General features: G+C 68.0%; 10 protein-coding genes and 1 tRNA gene. 6 read left to right on the top strand and 5 right to left on the bottom strand.

The genetic code is table 11. The annotated features are described in order from the left end of the window. Positions 1-82: 82 nt before the first annotated feature. From FSW04_RS15330 to FSW04_RS28565, 4 genes are all read right to left on the bottom strand, one after another. Complete coding sequence (locus FSW04_RS15330) at positions 83-970, bottom strand: hypothetical protein (RefSeq protein ID WP_146920765.1); 888 nt, start codon at positions 968-970, stop codon at positions 83-85. Between the two features lie 364 nt (positions 971-1,334). After that, the gene (locus FSW04_RS15325) at positions 1,335-3,680 is read right to left on the bottom strand and encodes an ATP-binding protein (protein WP_187368821.1); all 2,346 of its coding nucleotides are present in this window, start codon (positions 3,678-3,680) and stop codon (positions 1,335-1,337) included. Positions 3,681-3,770: 90 nt separating this feature from the next. Then, entirely contained in the window at positions 3,771-4,343 is a 573-nt protein-coding gene (locus tag FSW04_RS15320; protein WP_146920761.1) for a hypothetical protein, read from the bottom strand. Continuing rightward, positions 4,333-4,587, bottom strand: a complete 255-nt coding sequence (locus FSW04_RS28565) for a MerR family transcriptional regulator (RefSeq protein WP_146920758.1) — start codon at positions 4,585-4,587, stop codon at positions 4,333-4,335. Before FSW04_RS28565 ends, FSW04_RS15320 begins: the two co-directional genes overlap by 11 nt. 231 nt (positions 4,588-4,818) lie before the next feature. Between FSW04_RS28565 and FSW04_RS25425 the strand changes: the two genes are divergently transcribed. Then, a tRNA-Cys gene (locus FSW04_RS25425) sits at positions 4,819-4,886 on the top strand. Positions 4,887-5,340: 454 nt separating this feature from the next. Here the strand turns inward: FSW04_RS25425 and FSW04_RS15310 are convergent. Then, positions 5,341-5,886 (bottom strand): hypothetical protein, encoded by a 546-nt coding sequence (locus FSW04_RS15310; protein ID WP_187368820.1) that lies wholly within the window; start codon positions 5,884-5,886, stop codon positions 5,341-5,343. Positions 5,887-5,959: 73 nt separating this feature from the next. Between FSW04_RS15310 and FSW04_RS15305 the strand changes: the two genes are divergently transcribed. The 5 genes from FSW04_RS15305 (at position 5,960) to FSW04_RS15285 (ending at position 13,809) form a co-directional block, all read left to right on the top strand. After that, positions 5,960-9,622, top strand: a complete 3,663-nt coding sequence (locus FSW04_RS15305; protein WP_146920754.1) for a nitrate reductase subunit alpha — start codon at positions 5,960-5,962, stop codon at positions 9,620-9,622. After that, positions 9,622-11,181 (top strand): nitrate reductase subunit beta, encoded by a 1,560-nt coding sequence (gene narH, locus FSW04_RS15300; RefSeq protein WP_146920752.1) that lies wholly within the window; start codon positions 9,622-9,624, stop codon positions 11,179-11,181. The genes FSW04_RS15305 and narH overlap by 1 nt, the downstream gene beginning before the upstream one ends. After that, positions 11,178-11,804 carry a nitrate reductase molybdenum cofactor assembly chaperone gene (gene narJ, locus FSW04_RS15295; RefSeq protein ID WP_146920749.1) on the top strand — a complete coding sequence of 209 codons (627 nt, stop codon included), beginning with the start codon at positions 11,178-11,180 and terminating at the stop codon, positions 11,802-11,804. The genes narH and narJ overlap by 4 nt, the downstream gene beginning before the upstream one ends. Further along, positions 11,801-12,502, top strand: a complete 702-nt coding sequence (gene narI / locus FSW04_RS15290; RefSeq protein WP_146920747.1) for a respiratory nitrate reductase subunit gamma — start codon at positions 11,801-11,803, stop codon at positions 12,500-12,502. Before narJ ends, narI begins: the two co-directional genes overlap by 4 nt. Positions 12,503-12,579: 77 nt before the next feature. Next, positions 12,580-13,809 (top strand): MFS transporter, encoded by a 1,230-nt coding sequence (locus FSW04_RS15285; RefSeq protein ID WP_146920746.1) that lies wholly within the window; start codon positions 12,580-12,582, stop codon positions 13,807-13,809. The last annotated feature ends 14 nt before the right edge of the window (positions 13,810-13,823 follow it).

The following is a 13,823-nucleotide window of genomic DNA, read 5'->3' as shown; positions in this document are numbered from 1 at the left end:
TCGAGGAGGGCGGTCGGTCGCTGCAACTCGGGTGCCGGCCGGTGGTCACGTCGCCCGTTCGGTTCGAACGCCTGAGAGCCCATCATCGCTCGGGGCTCCTGAAGAGGCGGCCGAGGCCCCGGCGCGGCGCGGGTGCATGAGCGGCTTCGAGCGCGAGGAGCTCCTCATGGCGGCGTTGGACGGCCGCCTCCCTCGCTGCATGTTCAGCGGCCCGCTCGGCGTCGAGGCGGTGTTGGCGCTCGGCGCGGTGAGTCTCGGCCTGGCGCTCCTGTGCATCGGCGGCGCCCTTGAGCGCCCACAGACGCCGGATCGCCTCGGCGATCTCGTCGGGCTGATCGAGGGTGTGGGTGGCCAGCAGGACCGGCCGCGAGTCCTCGGCCAGACCGGCACGCCGGCCGATCTCCACGAGGCGGCGGCGGTGGTCGCGGTCGGGGACGAGATAGAGCACGCCCCACAGCCGGAACGCGGGCTGGCTTGTGTTGGCCCAGCGGTAGGCCGCAAGGATGGCTTGCAGGCGCTGGGAGCCCTTCTTGTGGAGCTCGACCTCGATGGCCAGCCAGCCCGGCGGACTGCCCCGGGTCAGCAAGACGAGGTCGGGCCAGTGGCGTGCGTCGCGCATCCCACGCCGCGAGACCGTCGGGCGGAAGTTCAGATCGCCGGTCTCGCGCGCGTGCGCGCGCACCTCACGCTCGGTCAGCAACGCCCCGCCGGCCAGGTCGCGCTCCAGCCGCGCCACGAGGCCCGCCACCGCAAGGTCATGCGCCAGCGCACCCAAGCTCATTGTCGCCGGCGCCAACCCCACCCCCGCCATCTGCAATCCCTGCCGCGATGCCAGATACACCCCATGCCCCGGCACCCCACGCTCATGCACCACCAGCCCAGCCCCCACGAGCACCTTCAAGCGCTCATAGGCCTTGGTCCTGCCCATCTCCCACCGCACCCGTACCTCATCCACCGTCGCCAGCCGCACCCGACCCAGCCACCGAACGATCTGAACATCCCTCTCGGTGATCTGAACTCCCTTGCTCTGCTTCCTTGCAGCTCCCATGACCCCAAAGGCGATGCACCCGCCGCCACCCGGTCGCAACCTGCCCCTCGACCGTCTCACCGCTGACAGTCCTTGACCACCCGAACGAACCCCATGGTGAGGGCGGGTGGTCAAGGACTGGAAGCGCCCACGATCGCCAGGGCTAGAGCCAGAAACCGGGCCGCGGCGGGTGCATCGCCGATCCGTGCCTCAGTCCGCCCCAGGGGCTGCTGAGGCGAGAGAGCCCGACTAGGGCACATGGCCATCGCTGCCCAGATCACCTTGGCCCAAGTGCTTCTGGGCGAAGTCAGCCTCCGACTGGGGGACCGCGGCTCCGTCGTAGGGAGCCGCCAGGAGAGCGCGCCCGAACAGGTCTCTCGCCTCGCTGGGCTGCGCGAGAAGTGAGGGTTGCCCAGCCAGCAAGCCGAATGAGCGCCATCGGTGCCGACGGGCTCAATGTGCGCACCGCCGACTCCAGCGCCGCGCGAGAGTCCTCGGACGACCGCGCTCGAATCACGCATCGTTGCAGTTCCAGGAACCGACCGACCCAGGCGCCTTGGACCTCGACGACGTTCCAGAGCGGGTCGGGGGGTATCCACTCGTCGGGCGTCGGCATGAAGGCGTGCAGGACAACGAGACCAGAATCGGGTTCCAGCCGCTCCACCGCCGACTCGATAAGACGAATGGCGTCGGCGATCTGCCCGCGCATTGCGCATACGTAAGCGCGGTTGTAGTCGAGTAGCCAGCCCTCAGTCAGCGCCATGGTGGCGCTCTGTTCGAGCAGCTCTGAGGCCGCCTGCCAATCGCCGCGCGTTGCGGCCATGAAGCCCCGCCGGCTGAGGACGTTCGCGACCTGGGTCCGAAGCAGGGGGTCAAGAGGTTCTGCGCCGATCAGTGGCTCACACTGATGGAGCACAGCCGTCAAGACGTCTTCGGCCAGTTCATTTGACCCAGCCCGATACAAGAAGAAGGCAACCTGGGACATCGCTGCGAGGAGCCAGTAGGAAAGGGCCGAGGCCAACAGTTCCCAACTGATCTGGTGGCAACGAAGCTCGGCGTCCTGAGCCCCGTACTTGGCGAGGAGCTCCCGATTCTCCTCGAGCCAGTTTTGACCAGCCGCTTGGAGCTCGGAGGGGTCCCCGCCGTCTGGGCCGGCAACGAGTTCCACGTGCTCGACCTCGTGCACCCCCACCTGCATGGTGAGACCCATCAGCCAGAATCCACAGCCAGAGTGCTTCTGCATCTCGGCGGGTCCCACCCACCCACCGAGCACAGTCCCGAGTCCGACGAGATCGCCTTCGTCTGCTGCTCTACCGAGCGACTCCAGCAACCGCCCTGCCGCGCTCTGGCCGATCTCACGAGGCCGCCCTCGACGGAACAAGCGGGCGCCCTCATAGGATTCACCGAGCACGGCGCCTGCGAGAGCAGTAGCGCAGCGCGATGCCACCGTTCGGGGATAGTCCCGACCGAAGCGGAGCTCCGACGAGGGCGATACGCGCTTAGCCGCGTAACGCAGATACACCCGCGCGTCGCGTCCTCCCGTCAGCTTGAATCGGTCCTGCTCGATCTGCACGAGCCCTCGCTCCTGCAGCGCCGATAGCTCTTGGCCAATCGCGTCCTCAGCGTCCGTGAGATCGCTATCGCCGAAGTCGCGGAGCAGGAGTCGGACTAACGCAATCTGATGCGTTGTCAGCTCCTCGAACGGCGCTAGCAGAACCAAGGTGCGCAGCTCTGTGGCCGGAAGGCCGCTCAGGGTGGCGATCTCCGGGCTGGCCTGGTGCCTGCCCTTCTCCTCCAGCTCTGCAGCAACTCGTTCGATTACGGCGGGCGACAGTTCGAAAGAGTCTTGCTCGCCGTGTCGGATCGCTTCCCAGATGAAGTGGCATACAAGATTGACCTCATATGGCCCGCCTCCAGTCAACTGCAAGATGTCAGCTGCAGTCAGGGGCGTAGGCGGCTCTACAACGAGTGTCTCGTCAGCTGATTCAAGGGGCTTCGCAACCGCATCCAGGACCTGAACGGGCTGAGTGAACGGCTTTACCTCGATCTGTGCCCACGCGCGCGGAGCAGCCTCCTGAAGGTCTCCCGACGCTTCAGCGGCGGTCACAATCGTGAGCAGCGGCGTCGCATCGGCGAGTTGCAGCAGACTCGGAGCTAGGTCCCGGTTGTCGCCCAACCAGTGTGCGCTGTCTAGACACAGCACGAGCCCTTGGAGGGGAACCGGCCCTAGCGATAGGAACCGCTTGAGGTCCCTCTGAATTAGCTGAGTCGGGACCTCGCCAACCATGCGACCATGGAGCCCCGCCGCCGCCAACATGCCCAGCTCGAGCGGCTGAACGTCCGGCTTCGAGGGCGGCTCACCGAGACAAGTCTGTAGCGTCCACGCGCGCATCAACTCACCGTCCGCCACCAAGTGCCCCATATCGATTAGCGCTTGGAGTGCCGCGTCGTAGACCGCCTTGTAGAAGTCAAGGCCGGTCTGGACAAGTGCCTCGCTTAGCGCGAGCTTCACTGACAGAAGGCCCCTGGCCCGCGCCATCTCCACGACCACGTTCAGCAGGCTCGACTTCCCGTCCCCTTGAGCTCCGAACAGCGAGAAATGGACTGGCCGACCAGACGCCGCCTCTCGGAGGAAGTCGTCGATCTGAGCCAACTCATCATCTCGGCCGGCAAGGAGCGATCCGTGTCTGACGGGCGATCGAAAGTCATACGGATTGCCGCCGCGCTTATGGGACGTCATATGTCAGTCCATCGGCGGATCGAAGTCCGAACGCTCGAGCAGCATGCTCGTTGAGTACCAGGCGAGCTTCTTCTGCAGTTGCGACGAAGCGTCACGGGTCAGTTGTGATACCCGCCTGTCAGCAATCATGTCGTGATGCAGCGTGGCCGGCATGTAGAGGAGTGCCATGCTCTCCTCGAGCCCGACGTCCGGTAGCGGTGGCATCCACATGTAGTTGATGAGAGAGTCGCGGCGTTCTGCTAACCCTCGCTTCGAGGGGTCGAGGATGCCGGCCTCCATCAGCTCTTGGACCGGACGCAGAGGAACGAGTGTTCTGACGGGATGGGCGTAGTCCCGTCCCGCAGTCTGTGAACGCAGCGAGCAGGTTGGAGTAATCAGCATCGCGGGACCAAAAGAAAGCGGCCCACTCAAGAAAGCGCGCGCGCTCTCGTCGACCTCCTCGACTGCGATCTCGAGAGCCGGCGAGGGGTATCCAAGCGGAACATCGTCAAAGATGTCTCCTTGACTCAGGAGGGGTGTTCTCACTTCGTAGTAGGGGCCGGTCGGCCTTCGCTCGTGCTGCACGCTATTGCTCATCCCCGTGCACGATCTGCTTGCGACCCCGCGGCCGGATCACGGGGCCCTCAACGGCTGGCGCGAGGTCGTGCAGCATCTCATTGCGCAGCCGCTCGACCTCGGCAAGGTCGAACCGGCGATATCCGGAGCCGGGCAGTTTGACGGCTCGAATTAGCCCACGCTCCTCCCAGTTCCGGACCGTGTTCTCGTGTACGCCTAGGCGGCGAGCCGTCTCGCGCACACTCAAACGCTGCTCTGCATACATCAGAATCCCTCACAGGTCGATGGTTCAGCTACTTGTGGACTTTAGCGAGTTTGTCGACCGCAGGCTAGTGTCCTGCAGCACCAATGGACATCTTCCGCATCTTCCTCCACGATCGACGCTCGCCGGCACCCGACGACCTCCCGTGGGAAAGTCCATGGGAAAGCGGTGCGCGATTTGGTGCCGCAACGTGCCGCGAGATGCCGCACAAATCCCTTTGCAGAGCCAAATTTTGGCTTTCCAGCGCGTCGCCAGGTCGGCCTGCAAAGCCGTGTACACCAGTTCGATTCTGGTCGGCGCCTCTTCACGAAGGACCTGGAAACCCGCATCATCTGTCCAGGTTCGAACCACAGAGAGCTGCCTCGTGGGAAGGCCGTTTCATGGTGAGCCCTCCCCAGCGCGCCCCGGAGTTCCGGCACCAGCGCTCCTGCGCGCAGCACGCCGGCCGCCGCTCCGGGATCGGCTGCTGGAGACGGATGCGACGAAGCTCGTGCGCAGCGGCAGGCTCCGGGCGCGCCGTGAGCAGACCGTCGAGGCCCTGCCGAAGCGGTCCCTCGAGGGCGCCGAGCGCGGCGTCGTCCTCACGAGCCGGCGCCGTCCCTGTCGCGTGCTCCAGCTCGGAAGACAGACAGCGTCGTCCCGCACCGTGACGCCTTGGACATACAGAAGCAGCTTCCGGCCGACACCCCCCGGCCCTGGGTGGGCCGATCGGCCGGTGGAGCTCGTGCTCGTCCCGGCGCTCCTAGGTCGCGCAGCTCAACCGAGCCTGATCTGCAGCGCTCGCCAGTTGTCGAGGTAGCGCCCTCGCCGCGGCGTCACGGCGAGGACGTCCCTGGCGAGCTTGACCAAAGCGTCCGCGTGGCGCCTGTCCGAGATGGTCCGGCGGTCTTCGGCGGCGTAGACGTCGAGGTTGACCCACTCGGTCGCGCGCCAGATGCAGATGCCGAGGCACGGTTCGGGCGCGTCCACGTTGCCGCACGTTGCGCACCACCAGCCCGTCCGCACGGAGGGGCCGTCCCCATCGGCCAGGGCGTGCGGCGTGAGCCCTGCGAGCGTTGCGGCCGCAGCCTCACGGAGCTGGCGATAGGCCTCCTCGCAGACCTGTTCATCAGATGGTGTCTCTGCGAGGCGACGACGAACGGCGTCGAGCCGGACAATGGTCGCGTGGGCGACACGGCCTGCGTCGCAGACGGCATCGAAGTCGTCGGCGGAGACAAGATCGAGACGGTGCTCGGAGCATTCGCCGTCGCACCGTGCCGCACGACCCATCGCGCCGCAGCCCATACAGGTCGGGATGGTCAAGCGATCCGGCTGAACCGTCACGGGCGTATCTCGCGCGGTTGTTCGGAAGTCGCCATAGGAGCATGATGGCGCGATGCCGTTCTCCGACCAGCAGTCCGCCGGTCCGCTGATGACGCGTGCGCACGAGTACTTCCGCCGGGGGACGGCCAACGCGGAGGGCTGGAGCATGCTGATCGATCGCCATCGGCGGTCGGAGGCGTTCTACCGGGATCGCTGGAGCCACGACAAGATCGTGCGCTCGACGCATGGCGTGAACTGCACCGGCTCCTGCTCGTGGAACGTCTACGTCAAGGACGGGCTGATCACGTGGGAGACCCAGGCGACAGACTACCCGCGCACCGACCCCGATCGGCCGGATCACGAGCCCCGCGGGTGCCCTCGCGGGGCGTCGTTCTCGTGGTACACGTACTCGCCGGCGCGGCTCAAGCACCCACTCGTGCGTGGCGGGCTGCTGGAGCGCTGGCGCGAGGCGCGCGCGGGCGGCGCGGATCCCGTGGCGGCGTGGGCGCAGATCGCCGCCGACGGCTCGCACAAGGCCCAGCGCGGGCGCGGCGGGTTCGTGCGCGCGACGTGGGAGGAGGTGACCGAGCTCGTCGCGGCGGCGACGGTGCAGACGATCAAGGAGCACGGTCCGGACCGAGTCACGGGCTTCACGCCCATCCCGGCGATGTCGCCGGTGTCGTTCGCGGCGGGCAGTCGCTTCCTGGGCCTGATCGGCGCCGGGATGCTGAGCTTCTATGACTGGTACGCGGATCTGCCCGCAGCGTCGCCGCAGGTCTTCGGCGACCAGACCGACGTGCCGGAGTCCGCAGACTGGTGGGACGCCTCCTACCTGATGATCTGGGGCACGAACCTGCCGATGACGCGCACGCCGGACGCGCACTTCATGACCGAGGCGCGCTATCGGGGCCAGAAGGTCGTCGTCGTATCGCCGGACTACTCCGACCACGTGAAGTTCGCCGATGACTGGCTGCCCGCGCAGCCCGGCACCGACGGCGCGCTGGCCATGGCCATGGGCCACGTCATCCTGAGCGAGTTCTGGGTCAAGCGCCGCGTGCCGCGGTTCGAGGAGTACGCGCGCAGCTACAGCGATCTGCCGCTGCTGGTGACGCTGCGCCAGCGCGACGGCGCCTACGTCACCGATCGGTTTCTGACCGCGGCCGACATCGGTGAGGGCGGGAAGAACACGCAGTTCAAGACCTGCGTCCTGGATGACCGCACCGGCCGGCCGGCGGTCCCCAACGGGTCCGCGGGGTTTCGCTGGGGCGAGGAGGGCAAGGGGCGCTGGAACCTGCTGCTGGACGGGATCGAGCCGGTCCTGTCGCTGCACGACCGATCCGATGCCGACGTGGTTGCGATCGACCTGCCGCGGTTTGACATCGGCGAGACCGAGGGCGGCGGCGTGATGCGTCGCGGCGTGCCGGCGATGCGCGTCGGCGAGATGCTCGTCACGACGGTGCTGGACCTGATGCTCGCGACCTACGGAGTGGCGCGCGACGGGCTGCCCGGTGATTGGCCGCAGGGCTACGACGATGCGTCGTTGCCGTACACGCCGGCATGGCAGGAGGCGATCACCGGCGTCGACCGACGGATGGCGACGAAGGTCGCCAGGGAGTTCGCGCGCAACGCCGAGGTCTCCGGCGGCCGGTCGATGATCTGCATGGGCGCGGGGACCAACCACTGGTTTCACTCCGACGAGACCTACCGGGCGTTTATCGCGCTGCTCGTCCTGTGCGGGTGCGTGGGCGTCAACGGGGGCGGCTGGGCGCACTATGTCGGCCAGGAGAAGATCCGCACGCTCGCGGGCTGGCAGACGATCGCCGGAGCCTTGGACTGGCGACGCCCGCCGCGCCAGGGGCAGGGCACCTCGTGGTACTACACGCACACCGAGCAGTGGCGCTATGACCGCTTCCGCCTCGAGCAGTTCGCCAGCCCGCTCGCACGCGGCGTCTTCGACGGTCAGACCGCCATCGACGCCCATGCCAAGGCGGTGCGCCTGGGGTGGATGCCCGGCCTGCCGACCTTTGGGCGCAATCCGCTTGATCTCGCCGACGAGGCGCAGGCGTCCGGGACCGACCCGGTGGCCCACGTCGTGCAAGAGCTGAAGAGCGGGCGCCTGCGGTTCGCGATCGACGATCCAAGCGCGCCGGCGAGTTGGCCACGGGTGTTCTTCGTATGGCGCTCGAACCTGCTGGGCTCGTCGGGCAAGGGGCAGGAGTACTTCCTGCGCCATCTGCTCGGCGCCGAGAAGGACGCGGTGATGGCGGACGAGCTGACCGGCGACGATCAGCCGGGTGGGGTCACGGTCTCGACGGATGCGCCGCGTGGCAAGTTGGACCTGTTGGTCAGCATCGACTTCCGGATGACGACGACGGGGATCTACTCCGACGTCGTCCTTCCCGCCGCGACGTGGTACGAGAAGTACGACCTGTCGATGACCGATATGCACCCGTTCGTGCACTCGTTCAACCAGGCGGTGCCGCCACCGTGGGAGTGCCGATCGGACTGGGACGCGTTCAAGGCGATCAGCGAGGCCTTCTCGACGCTTGCCGCCGACCACCTCGGGACCCGCCGCGACCTGGTCGCGAGCCCGATCGCGCATGACACGCCGGGCGAGCTCGCTCAGCCCGGCGGCCGCGCGCTGGACTGGCGCGCCGGCGAGTGCGAGCCGGTGCCCGGGGTGTCGATGCCCAACCTGCAGATCATCGAGCGGGACTACGCCGCCATCGCGGAACAGTTCGTCTCGCTCGGACCGCTGATGGAGGCGCTCGGCTCCACGGTCAAGAGCGCGAGCTGGAAGCCGGTCGAGGAGGTCGCTTGGCTGGCGGCCAAGAACGGCATCGCGGCCAACGGCCGCCCGTCGCTGGAGCGTCCGCAGCAGGTCGCCGAGGCGATGCTCGCCCTGTCCGGGGTAACGAACGGGCGGATCGCGACCGAGGGCTTCCGGTCGCTTCAGGAACGCTGCGGTGTGCCGCTCGCCGATCTCGCCGAGCGCTCGGAGGAGGCGCGCATCACCTTCCAGGACACGCAGGTTCAGCCGCGGCGGGTGATCACGTCACCGGAGTGGTCGGGCATCGACGAGGCGGGGCGCTCCTATGCGGCGTTCACGATCAACGTGGAGCGCCACAAGCCGTGGCACACGTTGTCGGGGCGGATGCACTGCTACCTCGACCACGAGTGGATGCTGGAGTACGGCGAGGCACTGCCCGCCTACCGGCCCCCGCTGGACTTCCGGCGGATGCTGGAGGGCGGCAGGCCCGTCGTGCGCGACGGGATCCCCGAGATCCAGCTGCGCTACATCACGCCGCACTCGAAATGGTCGATCCACTCCGAGTACCAGGACAACCTGCACATGCTGACCCTGTTTCGCGGCGGGTCGGGGATCTGGATGAGCCCCGAGGACGCGGCCGCGATCGGTGTGGGCGACAACGACTGGATCGAGGCCTACAACCGCAACGGCGTCGTGGCGACCCGCGCCGTCGTCTCACATCGCGTGCCGCGCGGTATGTGCCTGCTCTACCACTCCAAGGATCGCCACATCAACACGCCGCGCAGCGAGATCACCGGCACCCGAGGTGGGACCGAGAACTCGCTGACGACGATCACGATGAAGCCGACGCACATGATCGGCGCATATGGGCAGCTGTCCTGGGGCCAGAACTACTACGGCCCGACCGGTGCCAATCGCGACTCGGTCGCGATCATTCGCAAGCGGACCGCGGAGGTGACGTTCTGATGCGTGTTCGTTCCCAGATGTCGATGGTCATGAACCTTGACAAGTGCATCGGCTGCCATACGTGTTCGGTGACCTGCAAGCAGGTCTGGACCAACCGGCCCGGCACCGAGTACGTGTGGTTCAACAACGTCGAGACCAAGCCTGGGCTGGGCTATCCCAAGCGCTGGTCGGATCAGGAGCACTACAACGGCGGCTGGACCCTGGACAAGAAGGGCCGGCTGCGCCTCAAGGGCGGCGGCAGGATCAAGAAGCTCGCGTCGATCTTCGCCAACCCCGACCTGCCGCTCATCGACGACTACTACGAGCCCTGGACCTATGACTACGAGACGCTGGTCAACGCTCCGCTGTCAGACATCGACCCCACGGCACGCCCGCACTCGCAGCTGACCGGCAAGCCCACCGACGTCACATGGGGGCCCAATTGGGACGAGGGCCTGGCCGGCGGCCCGAAGACCGCCATGAGCGACCCGCTGCTGGCAGACATGCAGGAGCAGGTCCGCATGACCTACGAGCAGGCGTTCATGTTCTTCCTGCCCAGGATCTGCGAGCACTGCCTGAACCCGTCGTGCGTCGCATCGTGCCCGTCGGGGGCGATGTACAAGCGCGAGGAGGACGGCATCGTCCTGGTCGACCAGGACCGTTGCCGTGGCTGGCGCTACTGCGTCTCGGGCTGCCCGTACAAGAAGGTGTACTTCAACCACTCCACCGGCAAGGCCGAGAAGTGCACCATGTGCTTCCCACGAATCGAGGTCGGCCAGCCGACGATCTGCTCGGAGACGTGCGTTGGGCGCATCCGCTACCTCGGCCTCGTGCTCTATGACGCCGACCGCATCGAGGAGGCCGCGTCAGTCCCCGACGAGCGCGACCTGCTCGATAGCCAGCTGAGCGTGTTCCTGGACCCCAACGACCCCGAGGTGTGCGCCGCGGCGCGCGCCGATGGCATCCCCGAGGACTGGCTGGAGCACGCACGCCGATCGCCGGTCTACGACCTGGCCGTCCGCTGGCGCGTGGCGCTGCCGCTGCACCCGGAGTTCCGCACGATGCCGATGGTCTGGTACGTGCCTCCCCTGTCGCCGGTCGTCTCGACGCTCGAGCAGGACGGCTACGAAGCCGACCCCGACGACATCTTCGGCGCGATCGACCACCTGCGCATCCCCCAGCAGTATCTCGCCAACCTGCTCAGCGCCGGCGACACCGAGGTCATCCGCGGCGTCCTGCACCGCCTGGCCGCGATGCGCGCCTACATGCGCAAGCGCGAGGTCCTCGGCCAGACCGACGACACGCTCCCACAGGCGGTCGCGATGACCGGCCCCGAGCTCGAGCGGATGTACCGGTTGCTGGCGATCGCCAACTACGAAGACCGCTACGTCATCCCCCAGGCCCACACGGAGCAGGGCGCCGAGCTCATGCGCGACGGGGACGGATGTAGCCTGGACTTCACCGGCGGCCCGGGCAACTGCGGCGCCGTCGAGCGTCGCCCCGACAGCTCCTCACCGATCGTCGCGACCCGCGGCGACGACGACTTCGACCTGATCAAGATCCTGAAGAGCAGGCCGTGATCAAGCGCTCGCGAACCCGCCGCCGGCCGCCGCCCTACGCGCTGCTGTCCTACCTGCTGCGCTACCCCGACGACCGGCTCGAGCTGGCGCCTGGGGAGATCGACGAGCTGCCGCCGAGTGACGCGCGCGACGCCCTCAAGCGGTTCTTGGAGGCGGTCGAGGACGGCACGGACCCCCGCGTGCGCTACGTCGCGACGTTCGATCTGCGCCGCCAGATCACCCCCCACCTCACCTACTACGAGCACGGCGACACGCGCCGCCGCGGCGTCGCGTTGCTGCGCCTCAAGCGGCTGTATCGCGAGGCCGGGCTGCCGGCGGCCGACGGTGAGCTGCCCGACCACCTGGCGGTCATGCTCGCGTTCGCCGCGCTGGCCCCCGAGGGATACGGCGAGGCCGTGCTCGCCGAACACCGGCCCGCGCTGGAGCTCCTGCGCGGTGCACTGCATCGCACCGACAACCCCTACGCCCATGTCCTGGACGCGCTGGTCGCCGGGCTGCCGTCGCTGCGCGTCGAGGATCATGAGGCGCTTGTGCGACTCGCCGCCGACGGGCCGCCGCAGGAGACGGTCGGCCTCGAGCCGTTCGCGCCACCCGAGGTGATGCCGATCGGGAGCCGGAGATGAGCGCCGGCGCGATCCTGCTGTGGATCATCTTCCCCTACGCCGCGGCCGCGGCGTTCGTCGTCGGGCACTGGTGGCGCTACCGCACCGACCAACTCGGGTGGACCAGCGGCTCGACCCAGCTGCTGGAACGCAAGATCCTGGGTTGGGCCAGCCCCGCCTTCCACTACGGCGCGCTCGCGGCGATCGGCGGACACGTCGTGGGCCTGTTGATCCCCAAGTCGCTGACCGACGCGGTCGGGATCTCCGAGAACCTGTATCGCTGGTTCTCCGCCGTCGCGGGTGGTGTCGCCGGCGCCGTCTGCGTGGTCGGGCTGGCCGGCCTGGTCTATCGCCGCGCGACCAATCCTCGCGTCAGGCGCACCACGTCGCGCACCGATCTCCTCACATACCTGCTGCTCACGGTGCTGATCGCCGTCGGCTGCTTCATGACCTTCGGCGACAATCTGCTCACCAGCCATCCCTACGACTACCGCGAGTCGATTGCCCCTTGGTGGCGCTCGCTGTTCTATCTGGACCCCGACGTCTCCGCCGCCGTGCACGCCAGGACGATCTACCAGGTGCACGCCATCATCGCCTGGTCGTTCTGGGCGCTGTTCCCCTTCAGCCGCCTCGTGCACGTCTGGTCGATCCCGCTGCAATACCTCGGCCGCCCGTGGATCCTCTATCGCCGTCGCTACGCGGGGGTGCGCAGCCGCTGAGACTGCGGAAAAGCACTGACCAGGTCCCGTGGCGGGCACCGTCGTCGGGGCGCCCCGGCACCGACGACGATCCCCGCATGTGCGCGCTCTCCTCCCAGGTCCGCCCTGCCCGCTCGGTTCCGGGCGCGCGCGCCCGCCCGGAGACGGCACACGCCACCCGTGCCCTCATCCTCGCAACGTTCGCGTTCACCGCCTGCTTCTACGCCTGGAGCATCATCGGGCCGCTCTCGCCCACGCTGCAGAAGCACCTGCAGCTCTCGGAGTTCCAGACCGCGGCGATGGTTGCCGTCCCGGTCCTGCTCGGCTCGATCCTCCGCGTTCCGCTCGGCATCCTCGCCGACATCTACGGCGGACGGCGCGTCTTCAGCGCCCTGATGGCCTTCAGCATCGTGCCCGTCGCAGCACTCGCCGTCTGGCACGACGCGCTGGCGACCGTCATCGCGCTCGGGCTGCTCCTCGGCGTAGCCGGCGCCTCGTTCGCGGTCGGCGTCGTGTTCGTCAACGGCTGGTACCCGCCCGAGCGCCGCGGCTTCGCCCTGGGGGTCTACGGCATGGGCATGGGCGGCACCGTCCTCGCCGCGCTCACGGCCCCGCGCATCGCCAAGCCACTCGGACTCCAGGCCCCGTTCATCGTCGCCGCCGGCGTGCTGGTCGTCGCCACCGTCATCTTCGCCAGCATGGCCCGCGACGCCGCCAAGCCCGCCCCGCGCACCGGCAGGGTGTCGCTCGTCGCTCCACTGGCCATCTTCCGGACATCCGCTCGCGCCTGGGCGCTGACGCTCTTCTACTTCCTGTCCTTCGGCGGCTTCGTCGCGATGTTCCTCTACCTGCCCAAGCTGCTCGTCGGCGTCTACGGCCTGAGCAAGATCGACGCCGGCTCTCGCGCAGCCGGTTTCGCGCTGCTGGCCGTCCTCGGCCGCCCCGTCGGCGGCCTGCTCGCCGACCGCCTGGACCCCAAGCACGTGCTGCGTGTCTCCTTCATCGCCACCGGCGTGCTGGCGGTCCTGCTCGGCTTCTCCTACAAGCACATGGTGCCGCTGACGGCGGAGTGCCTCACGCTGGGTGTGGTGCTCGGGTTGGGCACGGGTGCCGTGTTCAAGCTCGTCGCCCAGTGGTTTCCGGATCAGGTCGGCGCCGTCACCGGCGTCGTCGGTGCCGCCGGCGGCCTCGGTGGGTTCTTCCCACCGCTGGTGATGGCCATGGTCAAGTCGGCGACCGGCAGCTACACCATCGGGTTCCTGTTGCTCGCCGCGGTCGCGGCGGTCGCCCTGTCGGTCGTCAGCAGGGTCCGCGGCGACGCGCGCTGACGTACGCTCCTGCG

This window comes from Baekduia soli (assembly GCF_007970665.1).
In the GTDB taxonomy this organism is placed as follows: domain Bacteria; phylum Actinomycetota; class Thermoleophilia; order Solirubrobacterales; family Solirubrobacteraceae; genus Baekduia; species Baekduia soli.
This window is presented reverse-complemented; position numbering and strand designations above follow the sequence as displayed.